Source organism: Paenibacillus phocaeensis (assembly GCF_900021165.1).
Classification (GTDB): domain Bacteria; phylum Bacillota; class Bacilli; order Paenibacillales; family Paenibacillaceae; genus Fontibacillus; species Fontibacillus phocaensis.
Genome location: NZ_FCOQ01000017.1, coordinates 72,998 through 91,960, shown reverse-complemented (window position 1 = coordinate 91,960; position 18,963 = coordinate 72,998). Strand labels below are relative to the sequence as shown.

The 18,963-nt window shown below is 52.0% G+C and carries 11 protein-coding genes; all 11 read right to left on the bottom strand.

Features of this window, described 5'->3' with window-relative positions:
- Positions 1-89: 89 nt before the first annotated feature.
- Positions 90-1,610: an ABC transporter substrate-binding protein gene (locus BN3795_RS10105; RefSeq protein ID WP_068784572.1), complete on the bottom strand. Its 1,521-nt coding sequence runs from the start codon at positions 1,608-1,610 to the stop codon at positions 90-92.
- Between the two features lie 26 nt (positions 1,611-1,636).
- Positions 1,637-2,398, bottom strand: coding sequence for a response regulator transcription factor (locus BN3795_RS10100; protein WP_068784571.1), 762 nt, complete (start codon positions 2,396-2,398; stop codon positions 1,637-1,639).
- A gap of 7 nt (positions 2,399-2,405) precedes the next feature.
- Positions 2,406-4,133 (bottom strand): sensor histidine kinase, encoded by a 1,728-nt coding sequence (locus tag BN3795_RS10095; RefSeq protein ID WP_068784603.1) that lies wholly within the window; start codon positions 4,131-4,133, stop codon positions 2,406-2,408.
- A gap of 131 nt (positions 4,134-4,264) precedes the next feature.
- Positions 4,265-5,770: an ABC transporter substrate-binding protein gene (locus BN3795_RS10090; protein WP_068784570.1), complete on the bottom strand. Its 1,506-nt coding sequence runs from the start codon at positions 5,768-5,770 to the stop codon at positions 4,265-4,267.
- Positions 5,771-5,838: 68 nt separating this feature from the next.
- Positions 5,839-6,768 carry a carbohydrate ABC transporter permease gene (locus tag BN3795_RS10085; protein WP_068784569.1) on the bottom strand — a complete coding sequence of 310 codons (930 nt, stop codon included), beginning with the start codon at positions 6,766-6,768 and terminating at the stop codon, positions 5,839-5,841.
- A gap of 12 nt (positions 6,769-6,780) precedes the next feature.
- Complete coding sequence (locus BN3795_RS10080) at positions 6,781-7,725, bottom strand: ABC transporter permease (RefSeq protein WP_068784568.1); 945 nt, start codon at positions 7,723-7,725, stop codon at positions 6,781-6,783.
- A 288-nt stretch (positions 7,726-8,013) separates the two neighbouring features.
- The gene (locus tag BN3795_RS10075; RefSeq protein WP_068784567.1) at positions 8,014-9,273 is read right to left on the bottom strand and encodes an MFS transporter; all 1,260 of its coding nucleotides are present in this window, start codon (positions 9,271-9,273) and stop codon (positions 8,014-8,016) included.
- 365 nt (positions 9,274-9,638) lie between these two features.
- Complete coding sequence (locus BN3795_RS10070; protein ID WP_068784566.1) at positions 9,639-10,205, bottom strand: HD-GYP domain-containing protein; 567 nt, start codon at positions 10,203-10,205, stop codon at positions 9,639-9,641.
- Positions 10,202-10,570, bottom strand: coding sequence for an HD-GYP domain-containing protein (locus BN3795_RS26315; RefSeq protein WP_456319971.1), 369 nt, complete (start codon positions 10,568-10,570; stop codon positions 10,202-10,204). Before BN3795_RS26315 ends, BN3795_RS10070 begins: the two co-directional genes overlap by 4 nt.
- Positions 10,571-11,132: 562 nt before the next feature.
- Positions 11,133-17,174, bottom strand: coding sequence for an S-layer homology domain-containing protein (locus BN3795_RS10060; RefSeq protein WP_068784564.1), 6,042 nt, complete (start codon positions 17,172-17,174; stop codon positions 11,133-11,135).
- Between the two features lie 257 nt (positions 17,175-17,431).
- Positions 17,432-18,961 (bottom strand): alkyl hydroperoxide reductase subunit F, encoded by a 1,530-nt coding sequence (gene ahpF, locus BN3795_RS10055; protein ID WP_068784563.1) that lies wholly within the window; start codon positions 18,959-18,961, stop codon positions 17,432-17,434.
- Positions 18,962-18,963: the final 2 nt, after the last annotated feature.

Here is an 18,963-nt window from a genome sequence, read left to right as displayed (position 1 = left end):
AGCACTGACCCCAAACGGTCAGTGCTTTTCATATTTCTCGTGTTCCAGATCAGGTCACCAGGGTTCCCCTGCACCGCCGTTAACTCAAGTTACCGCTTCCCTGAAGCGCGCCAATCCTCCAACTGCTTCTGGACCTCAGCCCGGACCTCATCCAGGCCGGCCTGCTTCAGCTCCTCATTGAACTTCGGCAGCTCCGTGTCCACGTCAACGCTGCCTGTCATGAGGCTCGGATAATATTTCTGCCATACCATCTTGATGTTCTGCATCTGGATCGGCATCATCGAGAGATCCGGCGTAAAGCCAAACGTACTGGATTTGACAGCCCTCGCATTCGAGGCGCGGAATTCGTCCCATTTATTCAACGGTTCGGGATTCTCGCCGCCCCGGGTCTTTAAGATGAACCAGTTGCCTTGAGTAAACGTCACTCCGGTATAGTTGGACGAAGCGTCAGCTACAGGGTTCCCGTCCGCATCCTTCGGTGGAATCGGCACCACTTGATCGTTCTCGTCCAAAGTGTAATGCACGCCCTCGATCCCATAATTAAACAAGTTCCGCACCTCAGGATCAGTATTTAGCAGATTCAGAAACTTGATGCATTCAATCGGGTACTTCGTAGCCGCACTCACCGCCATGACGCCGCCCCGCACGTCTTCCGTCGTGACGATCTCCGTCGTCACCGGATGCGCCACTACCTTGTAGCCGCGATCCTTGCTCCAACTGCTCTCGGAGAGAGGACCGCCGCTCGAAGCCTTCCAGAACACCTTCTTCCCTCTCTCAAGCTCCTGATTCTCCCGCAATGCCGCATCCTCATTAATATAACCTGCCTGGTAATAGTCCCGAAGCGTATCCAGAATCCGCCGGGCTTCCGGCGTTTCAAAGATACTTACCACCTCCGAATCCGGATTCAGAGATTGCACCATTAACGGAAGCTCCTTGTCGATTACATACTCATACCCGTACAAAGCGAAGAAGTTGTGAGAATCTTTGTCCAACTCCATCGGCAAATAATCGGGCTCGTTCTGCTTCACCATCCGCATCAAAGGCTCCAGCGATTCCAAGGTATTGTATTTCGTCATGTCAATGTGATACTTGTTCACCAGTTCTTCCGGATACATCCACTGCTGGCGCACCGCGAGTTCCTTATTCGTAGGCACGCCATAAATCCCCCCATCGTCCATCCGCACGCCTTCCCAGAAGACAGGATCGATGACATCGTACATCTCCTTCCCCGTGCTGGACAGATCGTCATCCAGCCGCAACCACGCCCCCCGCTTGACATAGGTGGTGAATTCAGGGGCATAAGCGATGTCGAAAGGCGTCCCCGCCGATACCATCGTGTTCAGACGGTTCTCGTATTCCTGCCATCCGATCTTGATGTAGGTCAGCGTGACGCCAATCTTCCTCGCCAGCACTTCATTTATTTGATCATTCACCTTTTTCAGGTCGGGATCCGGCTCCCCGATCGTATAATAGACCAGGTTGACCCGATCTCCACGGGGAACGGTATCCTCTCTGCCCGTTGAAAGGAAACAGCCCGCGGTGAGCAGGGAGAGCAAGCCGGCGGCGACCACGCATAGAATCAGGCGAATAAGCCCCGAGGTACGCTGCATAACGCCTCCTTTCCGCCATGAAGAGCTTACGCTTTTTTGCGAAGATCCGAAGGGGACATGCCGAAATAGCCTTGAAAATGGGTGTAGAAATAATTCAGATTCTGGTAGCCCACCGAATGGGCGATATTGGAGATCTTCTCGTTCGTGGCGAGAATCCGCTCCTTCGCATTCAGCATCCGATAAGCCATTAAATATTCAGAAAATTTCATGCGGGTTTCCTTGAGAAACAGTTGGCCTAAATAGGTGCTATTCATGCGAAACCGTTCGGCGACCGACTTCAGCGTGAGGTTCTGCGCGTATTCCGCCCTCACCATCAGCAGGATGCGATTGGTCAGCTTGGACAGCTCCTCATAGGGGAGCCCCAGGATCGGATCCGTATTCGTGTCTTTCCTGAGCACCCCTTCCAAGCTCCCTTGCAGATCCTCCACAATGATCTTCTCAATAACCTTCTGCAGTTTGGCTCGATCCACGGGCTTCAGCAAATAGTCCTTCACCCCGCAGCGAATCGCCGCCTGTGCATATTCGAATTCGCTGTAGCCGCTCATAATAATATATTGGGTCGGAAGACGCAGCTCGTTCAGCTGATGGATGATCTCATAGCCGAGGTCCGGGCCGATGCACACATCAAAAATGGCGATATCCGGAATGATCTCCACGGACTTGGCGATGGCGTCTTGTCTCGTTTCACTGGTCTCGATTCGGTGAAATCCGTATTCAGCCCAATCCAGGGTTCGCTTCATGCCCTCCAGAATCTGCGGTTCGTCATCCACGATCAGAAGTTTGTACATCTTGAAATCACCCCTTTGAGATCATCACGGTAATCTTGACTCCGGCTTCTTCGTTATTCTCAATGTCCATCGCAAAAACTTCCCCGTAGAAAAAATGCAGCCGGGTATACACATTGCGCAGCCCGATACTCCGCACAGGCGCATCCTCTTTGCAGTAAAGGTTGCGCCTCACTTCCGCCAATCTTGCTTCGGGGATCCCTTTGCCGTTATCCACGAATTCCAGGATGTAACGTCCGTCCTCCTCCCAGCCGTTCACGACAAGCAGATTAAATTCGCTGCCCGGATTAAAACCATGCACGAAGAAGTTCTCGGCCAGAGGCTGCATCCAGAATTTGACGGTGAGCAGGGTGAACAGGGCCTCATCCACATTGATTTGATAATAGAACCTTCCTGGATATTTCAGCTCCATGATGCTCAGGAACTTCTGCAGCAGCTCCAACTCTTCACCGATGGATATAATATTATCCTTCTGGACGATATCGCGATAAAGCGAACCTAAGGTCGCGATGGCATCCGCGGTATCCACGTCCCGGTGCAGCAAGGCGGTGGAGCGAATCGATTCCAAAGTGTTATACAGAAAATGCGGATTGATCTGATGCTGAAGCGCTTTCATCTCGGTCTCTTGCTGTTTCAGCTTCAACAGATATTCGGTGCGGATGTGCTTGTCGAGCTCATGGACCATATCATCCAATTCCCGGGCAATCATGCCGTATTCGTTGCGCCGATATCGGGCGGGAGAATTGGCGGTGAAATCGGCGGTTTTCACGCGTTTGATGGAATGGATAATGTGCCTCAAGAATCGGGCGTCATCCCGCATATTGTAGACAATGAGCAGCAGAACGCTGATCATCGCCAGCAGAACAACCGAAACCAGGGGGATCAGAACGCCTGCCTTCTCGCGCATCAAATGGGACAAATCCACGAGAATGACCAGCCGGTAATCGAACTTGGTAGAGTGCATGTTCATGAAGAAGACATTCCTCATCCCCTTCAAGGAGGAATAACCGCTGTCTCGGGTCTCCTCCGTTGCACGCAGGACCATCTCCTTCGTCCCGTGATCCATGCCGGAAATCATGTACACCTCACCGGAAGCGCTGACGGCCGCGGCGATGTCTAGCTTATAGCCTTGCACTTTCCTGAACAACGGTTCGCTGCCGATCAAGAAGCGGAATTCTCCAATCTGGCGGGAGATCTGATTCGGATCGGACAACTTCTTCCGATACACAAAGCCCTTCTCTATATTCTCGCGAAAAATTTCATCCGTGTTCGGCACGCCAAACCGATAGCTGGCATTGCCGCTGTCACTAAATCGAACCATATTGCTGTCCGTCTCGGTATGCAGGCTGACTTGGGTCAGATCCCCCTTCATCGAGCTGTACAGGAAGGCTCTCATATCCTCGGGGAAAGAGACCAGCGGTTCGTTGTATAAGCTGTATTCAAGCCGGCTCGTCAGATAACCCTCTGCGGTGTTGTCCAGAAAATAACGCACATCCTTCATCAGCCGATCATTAGAGTAAATCCGCTGCATGTATGCCTCGATTCGATCCGTATCGTATTGCAGCTCGTTCTCGACCCGAGTGAAGGCGCTGACCGCCTCGCTTCGCGCACTCTCGATCCACTGATACATCAGAACCGCGCAGGTCATTAAACCAAGCGCCAGACCCAGGGTCACGACAAATACCGTGTAGGCAATGAATTTGCTGCGGTAGATCTTAATCTGCCAAAAGGAACCCATTTTCGCGCCTCCTTTGCCTTTATCCTGCGGCGCTGATTCCATTGCCATCATTCACTCTCATTATAGCATCATATTTAAAGCCCGAACGGTAGATAATTCTTCCGTCCGGGCCCGTTCATCGCGCTTATTTCTTATTGAAAGAAGGCGTCGATCTGCTCTTGTGCAGCCTTCATGATCGTATCCATTCCCGCCTTCTTCAGTTCTTCGATGATTTTCGGCACCATTTTCTCCGGATCGGATGCACCTGTCAGCAATTCATAACGGTACTTATCCCACGTCGCTTTCACGTTCGCTACTTCGGTAGTCAGATTGGTCGTGTCGAGTGAGAATCCGAGTAGACTCGAAGCGCTTGCTTGTTCATTCAACTTCTGAACCTGCAGCCATTGATCTTCCGGAGCTCCCTTGGTTGTCGCCATATTGAAGAACGTTCCTTGCGTATATCCCGCCAGCGGCCAAGTATCGGACGTACGTTCGATGACTTTCTCGCCGTCTACTTTCACATAGTCAACGCCCTCTTCGCCAAAGGCCAGCATATTGCGCAGCTTCGGATCGGTGTTCACCAGCTCCAGATATTTCAGCGCTTCCTTCTTATATTTGGAGTTCGCCGAGATTCCGTTGAGGGAACCTTGAATCGTTGCGGTCGTGTACAGCGGGCCGTAAACCTGCGTCATATCGTATTTCTCGACACCCTCGTTGATTTGCCAAGTGATATCCGCCCCCGGGAAGCCTTGGGCACTGAAGAACGGGCGTCCTTTGTCCGCTTCCGGCTTGGTTGGAGCATCCGGATTGATAATGCCGTCTTGATACCATTGATGCAAAATCTTCAATTCGTCCATCACGTCCGGTTGCTCCAGAACGGAAACCACCTTGCGGGAAGAATCATCCACCTTCACCCCAATCGGAGGGAAGCCCAGCGCAAGATCGTCATATCGGTTAAAGAAGCCGTTAAACCCGTCGCCTTGCGTCATCGGCAAGGGATAGAAGCTCTTGCCCTCTCCCGCTTTCATATCATGGAACGGTTTATCCAAATCCTTCAAAGTCTTGATATTGTTCAAGTCGATGCCGTACTTCTCAACATACTTATGATCGAAGACCCAGTATTGAGTCAGCGAGGAATCCTTATAGGTTGGCACGGAGTAAAGCTTGCCGCCGATGCGCGTCCCATCCCATACCTTCTCCGGGATGAACTTGTACAGTTCCGGCGTCTCGGATTGCACGAGATCGGTGATGTCCGCAAGCGCCCCGATCGTCACCTGTTGATTGTATTTGGAGACGTTGGTGAACAGGATATCGAAAGGTTCGCCCGTGTTGACGATCGTGTTGATCTTCGTATCCCAGTCGCCCCAGCTGGCTACCTTGATATCGACCTTCACGCCGATTTTCTCGGCCGTATATTCATTCATGGCTTCGATAGCCTTCTCGAAGTTATCCGGGATCTGCCCGCCGATCGTCCACCAGACCAGGGTTGGGATGTCTCCCGAATTCGTTGTTGTGGAGGTGTCTGTCGACGAGTTGTTCGAAGCGTCTGAAGCGTTGTTCGCCGACGGAGCATTGGATTTCGAACCGCAGGCGGCAAGAACGGACATGAGAAGCATCATGATACATAGGGTAGAGATGAGCTTCAAAGACCTTTTCATAAAATATTTCCTCCCTTTTGTGTTCTAAATATATCCATAAACCGAGACAAGCCCAGTTTATTTCGAAATTATCCCTTGACTGCGCCAACCGTCAGACCGGAGATGAAATACCGCTGGAAGAACGGATAGGCAAAGGCGACCGGCAACACAATTACAACGGCCACCGCCATGCGGGCAGACTCTTTAGGCATCGTCGCAACCAGCTCGGCGTAACTGATCCCCAGGCTGGAAGCGTTCCTGGCCAGCGCATCCACATTGCTCATCAAGTTATTCAACAGCGCTTGCAACGAATACAGGTCCTGGTTGTTGATATACAGCATCGATTGGAACCAGTCGTTCCAGTAACCAAAGCACAGGAACAAACCAATCGTTGCGATCACCGGCAAGGAGATCGGCAGAATGATCGAGAAGAAGATCCGCAGTTGGCCGGCTCCATCGATTTCGGCGGATTCGATTAACCCGTCCGGAATCGTGCTCTTGAAGAACGTCTTACAGATGATGACGTTAAACGAGGAGACCGCAAGCGGCAGGATCAGCGACCAAACCGTGTCCTTCAGTCCCAACAGATTCGCGTTGATATAATAGCTGGACACCAGTCCGCCGTTGAACACCATCGGAATAAATACGACCCAAGTCAGGAACCCCTTCAATTTATAATTCGGGCGGGAGAGCACGTACCCCATTGAGGTGGTGAGCAGAATCCCCAGCACCGTCCCGATGATCGTGACTAAGACGGAGATCCCCAAGGCCTGCAGGATCATCGTTCCCTGCTTCGCAATATAGCCGTAGGCATCCCCCGAGAACACCGTTGGGATGAGGTGATAACCATTTTCCCGGATCGAATCTTCACTGGACAGCGAGATGGACAAGACCACCAACATAGGTACGACACAAATCACCGCAAGGAAGGAGAAGAGGAGATGGAGGAGCAGATTCACCCCTTTGCTGGGACGATTGAAGCGATCCAGACCGCTCTCGTAAACCGTTCTTGTTGCCATAAACGCACCTCCTTAAATCATCGCGCTATCCGGGTCGATTTTGCGGACCGTCCAGTTCGCCCCCAGAATCATCAAGCAGCCGAGAACCGATTGCACGAAAGCCGCTGCCGAAGCCATGCCGACCGTTGCCGTTTTGAGCTGTTTGTAGACCAATACATCAATCGTCGTAGCCACATTAAACAGGGAGTTGGAATCCCGCGGCACCTGGAAAAACAAGCCGAAGTCCGTATAGAAGATGCGGCCCACCGCCAGGATGAACATCATGACGATCACAAGCTTCATTAAAGGCAGCGTGATAAACCGCGTTTGCTGCCAGAGCGTGGCGCCGTCGATCACGGCCGCTTCATAGTAGGTTTTATCGATCCCGGCAATGGTCGCTAAATAAACCACCATCCCGTACCCGAGCCCCTTCCACACATTCATGAAGACCAAGAAGTAAGGCCAATATTTCGGTTCCATATACCAGTTCACCGGGTCATGTCCCCAATTCACCAGCATTTGATTGAGAATCCCCTTATCGAAGCTTAGGAACGCCCAACCCACTGCGGAGACGACCACCCAGGAGAGAAAATAAGGCAGGAACATCATCGTTTGATAAGCTTTCCCGGCCCGGCGGTTGTGCAGCATGCCGATCAGTAACGCTAACGCTACCGGAATCACAATCCCAAGGACGATAAAGATAAGATTGTACCCGATGGTATTTCGAATAATGATCCAGGCATCGTTGGACTTGAATAAGAACTCAAAATTTTTGACGCCGGCCCAGGGGCTCTTAAAGACATTGCTCAGAAAACCACCGGTGATTTTGAAATTCTTAAAGGCGATAATGATCCCGAACATCGGCAGGAAACTGAACAGGATATACCACAGGGTCGTTGGCAAGGCCAACAACGTTAGCTCTGTGTCTTGCTTGCGCCAACGTGTTCGTAAGCGCTTTCTAGAATCCTTTGAGTTCATGCCCCGTCACCTCTTTCTTTCTCGCGTGTATTGCTCTGGATACCCTCATTTTATTGGAAATAGAGCGCTTTCATCCAGACCATAAACTTGATACTATAGTCAACAAACTTTAGATTGATGCTACAAAAAGTGATGAATACGCCAAGAACAGTCCCTAAAGCTTACGCTTGCTACCACGCAAAAACACCTCCAAGAGGGTCTCCATATCCTGTGACATGGTTGCATTCCCTTGAAGGTGTTTTTCATTTGTCCCGCATTAGGGGTCAGTACATTCCAACCCCTGGCCGACTATTTTTCTTGCAAGCCATCTATAAGTCTCTGTTGTTGCCGATCCAGTTGCCTAACGGCCGGAACGAGCAGGCACAACGCGGCAATACCGGCAACCATCAGGCCCGAGAGCAGGAACCATCGGTTGACCCCGATCTGGTCGGCAAAAAGCCCCGAAATCACCAAACCGAGCGGCATGGCCAAAGCCATTACACTTCCATACAAGCCGAATACTCTTCCCAAGTATTCCGGTTCGATTTTCTCCTGAAACAACGAGATCTGCACCCCGTTATAGAACGGCCCGGAAAAACCCATCATGGCGCAACAAATCAGGAAAGCGGCAAATCCGCCTGCCGGCAAAACTCCCGCCAGAATTAACGCCAAACCCATGAGCGAAAGGGAGGCGATGATCGTCATGGTCCGGTTCCTGAAGCCGCCCCATTTACCCAGCAGCAGCCCCCCGCCCAGCATACCGACGGCAAAAATCATTTCCGCCGCGGAGGCATGCTTCATCGTTCCTCCGAAATATCCCATCGTCATCAGAGGAAACAACGCATTAATAGGCATGAACGCAAAAATGAACAACCCTCCGATCCAGAGCAGCGCCACTAAACCTTTATGCTGCTTCAGCGCTTGATATCCGGCCTTGAATTCCTCCATGAAGCCGCTTCGCGCCATACTCCCGCCCTCGGCGACGGCCGGTTTCGGAATGGCCACGATAGCCACCATGAAGCAAGCGATCAGCGCTCCCGCAACGTCAATGGCAATAATGGCGTTCAGATCCCAGATGGAGTACAGCAGTGCGGCCGCGGCCGGACTGACAATATAACTGATCGACTGCACCGACTGACTGTACCCCGCGGATTTGGCCAAGAACTCCGCCGGCACCAACAAAGGCGTCGTTGCGTTCAGCGCGGTGGAATGAAAGGCCGTGCCGATACTGCGGATAAAAAGGACGAGCATCACGACCCAAACAGGCAGCTCTCCGAAGAAAGCCACCAGTGCTAACGACGCAGCCGCCAAAGCAACGACCAGGTCGGCTAGAATCATGACGGTTTTCCGGTTTAAGCGGTCCACCCAAACCCCGATCAACGGTCCGCCGACCGCTTGCGGCAAAAATCCGACCAGCGTAGCCATCGATAACACCATGGCCGACCCTGTTTTTTCGGTTAAATACCAGACGATCGCCATCTGAAGAATAGCGCTTGTGAGGATAGACGCGGCTTGACCTGCCCAAATCGTGAAGAAACTGCGTTTCCAGTTTGCATGTTGTGGATTCATATCTCAATCTCCTCTGCATTTTTTATTGGTTTTTTATCGTTTTTTAGGCAATAAAAAATGCAGGCCTTAAGTCCACATGACGGGCTTTAGGTCTGCATACCAATGAAAAGGCACAGAAGAAGAAAGGGATAGCCTAATTAAACGTACACCATCCATTTAACTTATCCATGTCCGATCCCATTCATTAAAATAAGCACGACAAAAAAGCCCATAAAAATATGGAAAAAATCCGCTTTTTTATTGCCGTTCTTATCTCCAGCGAATGGAATGCATAGATAAGCTAACCTCCTTCACAATCGTAAAGTACTCGCACATGGTAACACGGCGTTTCGGGGGCTGTCAATTCCTAAAATACGGAATTTCACCTAATAAATTTGCTTAATATGTACCGACAAATCTTTGCTCAAATCGACGTAACCGTCTTCCGTCCGGATCAACGGATGCGTCAGATCGTGAGGGTTCAGCATGACGACGACACCTCTTCGCTCATCCGTAAGCACCACGGGGCTGCCGACGAGCGAATGCATCATTTTCTCCACGAACAACCTCGTAATCGCGGGGTCCAAGGGCCCGAACTTGTCTTTTTCCATCTGCTCCAACACCTCATTGAAAGGCGCCGGATCCCGGTAGACCCGCTTGGACGTCATCGCGTGAAAAATATCCACCACCGCTACGATCCGACTGAAGCTGTCGATCTTGTCCCCGGTAAGGCCAAACGGGTAACCGCTTCCGTCCATGCGTTCATGGTGCTGCAGCGCGACCAGAGCTTGCCGGTGAGAGACGCCCGCCGTTTCCTTCAGGATTTCGTATCCGAAGACTGCGTGCTTTTTCATCACCGCGAATTCTTCCGTCGTCAAAGCTCCCGGTTTATTTAAGATCTCGTCGGGAATCATCGTCTTGCCGATGTCGTGCAGGAATGCCGCCGCCGTCAATTGCAGCAGTTCCCGTCGNGGGGAGAGACGCCCGCCGTTTCCTTCAGGATTTCGTATCCGAAGACTGCGTGCTTTTTCATCACCGCGAATTCTTCCGTCGTCAAAGCTCCCGGTTTATTTAAGATCTCGTCGGGAATCATCGTCTTGCCGATGTCGTGCAGGAATGCCGCCGCCGTCAATTGCAGCAGTTCCCGTCGATCAAGCCCCATCCAGCCTCCCAGCAGATTGGCCATGGTCCCGACCGCGATATTGTGGCGGTAGGTGTAATCATCCCTCGCCTGCAGGGCAGCAAACAAATGAATCAGCTGCGTAGCTTGCGTCACCTCGTGAATCGCGGGGATGACATGCTTTCGAATCTCTATCATCGATACCTTGCGCGTTTCCCGCACTTCACGAAATACCTCGGTGACATATTCCACCGCATCCTCGACGATTTTGGCCTGGGGAGAAGGCGGGAGTTCCGGGATAAACCCTTCGACAGCGAGATCCGCTTCCGTCAGAGAAATGCCCCGATTTTCCAGCATCACCAGATGCTCCTGCGAGATCACAGTCGACGCGGACAGCAATAAAGTTCCGGCTTCGCTAAAGATATCCTTATTTACTTTTCGCCCGATGAGCTGCCTTGATGCCAATCTGGAATCTTCCAAACGTTCCCCTCATCCCTCATCATTTCATATACCATGCGGCCATTTGATTTAAAAAGCCGAGGCAGCAGGCAATCCATACTGTCTCGGCTTCAGAAAGAATGAATCCGCAATGATAAATATTACTTTATAGTTTAACACATAATACTCGACAAAATCTTGACAAGTATCGGCAATAGACGACAGCTGATCTATGTTCCGAAAGGCAACAAAGAATAGATACGGCAAAGCACTGACCGCTGATGGTCAGTGCTTTGTCTCATTCGAAATGATCTTGGGCCATTTAGGATCCCGCGATGACTTCCTGCTGCTCTTCGTCGATGATATAGCTATGGTTGGTCGCGGCTTCTTCGATATGCCGGAATGCCCAGTGACTTTCGGGTACGTCCGGGAACGAAGGCTTGTCCACACCGTACAGCGGGCCGCGTTCAAACATTCGGTTCATCATCGCTACCGCTTCCGCGCGCGAAGCTGCGGCGTTCGGCTTAAAGCTGCCGTCCCCGAATCCTTCCAGCAGCCCGGCGGCATAAGCCGCGTTAATGTTCCCTTGCGCCCAATGCGCCGCGATATCGGTAAACCCGTCTGCTCCGCCTTGTGCAGCAACCAACTTGCGGTAGTTGGCCATCACCGTCGCGATTTCCGCGCGGGTCACGGCTTGGTTCGGCTTGAAGCTGCCGTCCGGCATGCCTTGCATAATCCCCTGTTCCTGGACGAATGCAATCACGCCTGACGACCAGGATTCCGCCGGTACATCCTTAAACGGTGCGTTCCCGCTCCATGTTCCTTCCACATATCCCAGATTGCGCGCAATCATCGCCGCCAGTTGCGCGCGGGTCACCTTCTCCAGCGGTTTGAATTGCCCGTCCGGGAAACCTAGAACATACGGCGCATGCTGACCGGCCGATACTTGCCGGTTGAAGTCGATGATCGTAAACGTGCTGAAATGCTCGATGGAGAACTGCAGACCCAATTGTCCGTCCGGCATAATCACCGGCTTGCCGGGTACCACTTCTTTTTCGCCGTTCGTATGTTCGATGAAGATCCCTAATTGTGCCAGGAACGCAGCGCGTTCGCTCGCCTTATCCGGAAGTGTCACTCCGCGCAGCGGCAATGTCAACGTCACCGGTCGGCTTGGCAAATTCGTCTCAATCGTCATCGGTCTGGCCACAACTTTGATGTTGTCGTCGGCCGCCCATTTACGAACGACTTCTTCGGTTTTCGCACGAAGTTCGATCTCTTCCCGTTCGTTCTTATCCTTCACCGGAACGAGCCGGAAATAGAAACTTTGATTCAAGCCGTCCAACGAATCGGCCGGCACTTGAATAAAGACATTCGGATTGTAGATCTCCAGTGCGATGCCATTGCCTTCCAGCAAGTTCACCGTTTCCGCCGGAATCTCAAGATTCACTTGGCTCACTTCATCCGCTTCATCCGGAATGAGAATCCGCGCAAGATCTTTGCCGGATTTCAGCGCTTTATCCACCGTTTCCTGCGCCTTGTCCTTGGTAAAGATCACTCTATCAGAGAGGCTTCCATCCCGATTCTTGGTTCGTTCAATAGGAACCTTCGTAATGTCAGCTTCCTCATCGCCGCCGATGACCACATCGACTTCGATCGTCGTGGTTACCGGTCCAGACGGGGCAGTCGGGGTGTCGGAACTGCCTGAGCCGCTGTTGCCGCTGTTGCCCCCGGAGCCGCCGTTGCTTGCGTCTGCCCGGGTGACGGTCATACGGTATGTCGTGATCTGGCCGTTCGAATCCGTCACGACAACCTCCACCCCGTTAGCGCCTACCGCCAACGGCAAGTCCCCGCTGGCCGAGCCGCTTGGCACCGGAATCGGTTCTCCGCCGTTGACGCGAATCGTAATCGTCGCATTCGGATCCACCGAGGTTGGTGTCAACCGGATGCTCGCCGTCCCGTTGCTTACCGAGATGCGGTACCCTTCCGTTAACTGCGGGTTAAATACCGGAGTCAGTGTCCCCGCGGAAGGCACCAAGGATTGGAGTCCCCGAGATTCCAATGCGATCGTCCGGCTGAACGACGGAAGCTTCCTGTCCGTTTCCGCGGCAACGAGGTTGCCAAGGGCCTCATCGTACGTCAATGTAATTTCTTCCCCCGGTTTGACTTCGCGGTTCAGGTACAGGGTCAACTGCGTTCCGTCTGCACTCAGCTCGTAGACATCCTGTGTAACCGTAATCGGATCACGAGCGCCGCTTAGGCCGAAGCCGCGAAGTTGATCGGACGTCAACTTCACCGACTGGTCGAACTTGACAATCACCCGAGCGCGATTCGTCTCGTCCAAAGCCACTTCAGTGACGAGCGGATCATCGCCGACCGGAACCAGCATATCTCGAGCCTCAGCCAGTTCTCTCCGCGCATCGTCCACTTCCCCTTGTGTGGCATCCGATTTCTTCAGTACCGTCAGCGCATTCCCCAATTTCAATTGATACAGATTCCAGCTTTCCGGCGTATAATCCACCGCATTCAGCTCCCCGGACCGATCGACTTCCGCTTGCAGTGCGGTTTTATCGACCGTTGCCGTGATCGTGAAGGTTCTCGCCTTCGTAACCGTCCGGCTGCCTTCCTTGGCCGTGACTTCAACCGTATACGTGCCCGGAGGCAGCTCTTTTCTTAACTCATACGACCAGGTGGTGCCGCCTGTACTCCAGTTGAGTTCTCCGTCAATATCAACGGGACTTCCTTGATCGTCCTTTAAAATCACCGTCAGTGAATCGGCGGTTGCAGGAACATTCCCCTGAATGGCAGGCGTCTTGTCGGACGTATCTCCGCCGGGTTTGAGAATCCGCAGCCCGGAGGCAAACGGGTCTTCCGCATCCAATTCAAAGTCGCCGACTTTCGCTCCGCCCTCACCCGCGCCAACCAGGCGACCCGCAGTCGCATCGTACGACACTTGCACAGCTTGCTCAACCGATAGTTCCGTGTCTTCCAATGTCAGGATCAGCTTCGTCGGGTCAGTACGATCCACGGCTGCATCAATAACCGTGACTTCCGTTCCCCCGACTTTCACCGTAAATCCGTCCGTGACACCGCCACCGCCAAGATCGAAATCCACCGCTTTATCGAAGGTAATCGTAATGGTGTTCGTGCCTTCAACAAAGTCTCCTTCGACGGCTACCGGCGGATATTTCTCAAGCCCATCGATCGAGGCTTGCAGACTTTCTAGAACGGTATCCACATCGCTTTGGTTGGCACCGTCATCGGCCAATACCGATTCAGCGGCATCCAAGGCAGCCTCAAAGGTTCTCCAGGCAGCCTCCAGATAACCCTCATCCGAAATGTCCAGAGCTTCGGCAATCTTCTGCTTCAGCGCCGCTTTATTGACGGCATTTAAGGTCTCCTTAAAAGCCTCGGCGGAAACGCCGCTGGCCAGGTCTCGAAGCGTGCCCGTTCCATCATAACCAATCGTTATCGCCTTCCCCGATGCAAGCTCCTCTTCCGGCAATGCAATGATCAGCTTGGTCTTGTCGTTCTCATCCACCTTGTAAGTAAGACCGGTCAATACGAGCGTCTTATCGCCGACTTTGATCTCGAAACCATTCAGGTTGTCCAAAGCAACGGCACGGTCAAAGGTTAGTTGCAATTCACCGGTCACGGCATTCGATTCAGCCAGTTCCAGCTTCGCGCTATCCGGTAACGGATAAGCCGAGCCGAAGGTGAAATAATATCCGTTCCCGATATCCGAACCGCTGAGGGTTACCAACCCGTCGGTCGGATCCACCTCGAAGTAAGTGACGCCGGAGTCAAAGGTCTGGCTGTTGCTGACAATCAAATATCCGGGATAACCTTTTTCTTGATCGATCTTATCGACCTGAAGCGTAATCCGATCCGCATTATCCCAGTTCGTTTTCTGAACCTTATACACGCGTTCCAGCGTTCTGATCGCTACGGACTCCGCGTTCGCGAGCTTATACCCCTGTTCAAAGCTCACTTCTTTTCCGTTATCCCCGAACACAAAGAAGGATTTCTCGTTATGAAAAAGGGTCTGATTGGCCGCATTCGTCTCCGCAACAGAATCACCCAGCGCAATCGTCACATTCGCGCCATTGCCTTGCGATTTCGATTGCTTTTGAGTCTGCGCCCCCAAGGGATCATAACCGATCCCGGCAATCCGGTTGTTGTAACCGGCGTTGTCGACTGCGTTCCAGAAGGTTGTGCCTTTCGTCCCGTTCCAATCGCTGGCCACATAATTCCCCGTTAGGGTAATTCCGTATTTTAGAGCCAAATAGCTGTATACTTTGTTTCTCTCATAGGTCTCCAAGCTTTTGTTATAGAGCAGCGTTTCGGACAACATTCCGTCGAACCGCCGATTATGTCCCGCACCGAAGTAATAGCCCCCGGCTGTTGAGCCCCCGCCCTTTCCCGGATTATAATTCGCATTTTCGGCCGGTACCTTTTCCGCCAGTTTCTGCGCGTTCAAGGAAATAGCGAAAATATCCTTTGTCCTCAATACGTTGAGGATGTCGGCTTCCCCCAATGAATATATACTACCGTTAGAATTATTGACGGATAGTGCACTTTCACTCGAGGTATTGCCCAACGAAGATTGAATTAAATTCGGTCTGAACGTGTCGCTGGCACCGTCCCCCCCGAAGTGCCATGGGAACTTATCCATAGGAAGGCCTTCCGCCGGACCTTGAATTGAAAAAACCTCGCGTGCCGTATCCGATGTATTAAAATGAGTTCTTATATAATAACCTCTGCCACTTGTAATAAATAATCCGCCGTTGAAGTTAATTGCGTTAGGGATAAACGTATTAGGGGTCGCCTTATCCGAAGACGTCCAAACATTGTCGCCCTCAACATCCGGATCTAAATCGACCAGGTCCGTCAAGGATTCAATCTTCGTTCCGTCTGACGAATTCATGCTATCTTCGACATCGACCCATGAAATCAGCCCGTCGCTCACGCCGCCCGGAGCCGCCTTTTGCATCGGCGCTTCCGCGGTGCGGGCAAACGTAAAGGTGTCCCCGTTATTCAATTTCGCACTGCTGAGGGTCACCTTTCCTTCAGAACTTACGAGAAGAGCCGGATCAAATCGACCATTAATCAGGAGATAGTAATAGTTATCCGGTTCCACATTATCCAAGGCAAAAGTAACATCGGCATCGGCCCAGTTCGTTTTTTCCACTTTATACTCACGCGACATGCGGGTTAAATCGGCTGGCGCCCCTGCCGCCGAAACGGGATTGGTAAAATCCGTCGAGCCGTTATTATCGCCGAACACAAAGAAGGAGGTGTTATTGCCGAATGAGGTCTTATTATCCAAGTTTGTCGGCTGAATCGTGTCCCCCATCGCAATCGTCACATTGGCGTTTACATCCACGGATTTTGATTGTTTCTGGGCCAGGCCGCTGGCATCGTCACGGCCGAGGCCTGTGATCCGATAGCCGTAGGCTGCATTGTCCCCAGCTGCTGTCCAGAACGGGGTTCCGTTGCTGTCCACATAATTAGCCGTGCTGCTATTCGCTTTAGTACCCGATTTTAACGTCACCCCGTATTTTAAAGCGAGGTAACTGTTGATCCGATCCCGGTCGTATGGAGTTAACTCCTTCTGTTCATCGAACACAATCAATTCAGGAAAATGACCGTTTAAGAAAAGCGTGTTTCGGTCGGTTGCACCTAATTTCAATTCATACGAACCTACATCTACTAAAGGCGTTTTTGAATCTCCCGCTACTCCGTTTTCCCAAGCGGTAGCTTCGCCCGCAGATGCGGAGAGCAGTTTCATCCCATCGTTCTCCCTCAGATCGGGCGAGTAGATTTCACGAGCAGTCCCTACATTATTCGCCGTATCCGGGAATTGAACCAGCGGACCGTTGTCGTGATTTCTAAAGAACCCCTGAAGGTTACTGATTGTGTTTTTTACCGAGAAAATCGTACCCTGTTGATTATTATTAAATTTAGCAATGGTAAAGATTTCACGCACACTCATGTTGGAGTCGGCTCCACCATCCATCCTGCCGTTTCCCCCGAACTTTAATGTCGGGTTAAAATTCGCCAGGCTGTCATCCAGTGTCACCCCATTGCTAACCGTATCAATGGTAAATCGGATGCCATTAACGTCCGTCCACGACGTCACACTTGAGCTTGCCACTTCCACGTTATCGCTGGCTTTCAGCCATAACGCCACCCCTTTTACCCCACCGGGATACACGGCCTCCGTAACGGTCCCCGGAGCCGCGTAAGCTCTCTGGGACTCGAACAAACCCGGCATCGGGAGCAGGCTTGCTACAAGCAGGAAGGACAAAGCGATCGACCATCCTCGCATCCATTTCAATTTAAACCGCTTCTTGATCTTTTTCATCCTTTTCCTTTTCTCTCCCATCTATTTCAATTTCTATTTTAAAATTTTGAATACAACAATTTTAATGAAAAGCAAATAACAATCTATCATACAAAACTCGACAAAATCTCAACAAGTTTTGGGTCAGCTCAACGTCAGAATTAAAAAAAACGGAGAGGGCGTGGATCGCCCTCTCCTTTGCTGTTTGATTTCGTGATCAGATTTAACCCAAAACGGCGGCGCAAGGGAATCCCCCTGCACCGCCGTTATATAGCCGATTATGAATTGCGGATTAAGTAATCGAAAGCGCCCAAGGCTGCGGTCGCGCCCGATCCCATAGAGATGATGATTTGCTTGTAGGCTGAATTCGTGCAGTCGCCGGCGGCAAATACCCCAGGAATCGTCGTTGCCCCGCGGTTATCGACGATAATCTCGCCCATCCGGGTGCGTTCCAGCGTACCTTCCAGCCATTCCGTGTTCGGCACGAGACCGATTTGAACGAATACGCCTTCCAGCTCGAGATGTTTCTCTTCGCCACTTTCACGATCGATATAGGTAACGCCGTTCACCTTGCTGTCCCCCGTGACTTCCTTCACTTGCGCGTTCTTGATCACGGTCGTGTTCGACAAGCTGTTCAGCCGATCCTGCAAGACGGAATCCGCCTTCAGTTCAGGCATGAATTCAAGTACGGTCACATGCGATGCTACGCCCGCCAGGTCGATGGCCGCCTCAACGCCGGAGTTGCCTCCGCCGACGACAGCGACGCGTTTCCCTGCGAACAACGGACCATCGCAGTGCGGGCAATACGCCACGCCCTTGTTCTTGAATTCCGCTTCGCCCGGCACATTCATGTTGCGCCAGCGTGCCCCGGTGGACAGGATGACGGTCTTGCTCTTCAGCACCGCACCGTTCTCCAATTCCACTTCGATCAGGTCCTTCTTCTGAAGTCCCTTGGCCCGCTGCGACATCATGATGTCGATATTGTATTCTCTCGCGTGTTCTTCCAGATTGGCCGCAAGCTTAGGCCCTTCCGTATATTTCACGCCGATCAAATTCTCGATGCCCAGGGTGTCGTTCACTTGTCCGCCGAAGCGTTCCGCTACGATCCCTGTACGAATACCTTTGCGTGCCGCATAGATCGCTGCACTTGCGCCAGCAGGTCCGCCCCCGACGACGAGCACATCATAAGGCTCTTTGCCTTCGAAGGCCGTCGTGTCCGAGGAACCCAATTTGCCCAGAATCTCCTCGACGGACATCCGACCGTTGCCGAACAGCTCGCCGTTCAGGAATACGGTTGGAACCGCCATGATCTCTTTGCTCTCGACTTCATCCTTAAAAGCCGCGCCGTCGATCATCGTATGAGAAATGCCGGGATTGAGCACGCTCATCAGGTTCAAGGCCTGAACGACGTCCGGACAATTGTGGCAAGACAAGCTCACATAGGTTTCAAAGCGGTATTCGCCTTGAATCCCTTTGATTTGATCGATGATAGATTGTTCAACTTTCGGGGGTCTTCCGCTGACTTGCAACAAAGCCAGTACCAGGGAAGTAAACTCATGGCCCAGCGGGACACCGGCAAAGGTGATGCCGGTGTCTTCCCCCACGCGATTCACGCTGAAGCTAGGGGTTCTGGGTAAAGTCGTTTGCTCTACGGTAATTTTATCCGACATGCTGGACAACTCGTTGACGAGGTCCATCATTTCGTTCGAAACCGCATCGGTTCCGGCACTGACTTTCAGCAGAACATTCCCTTCCAGAAGCTGAATATATTGCTCTAACTGTTGTTTAATGTCTGCATCCAGTTTCATAA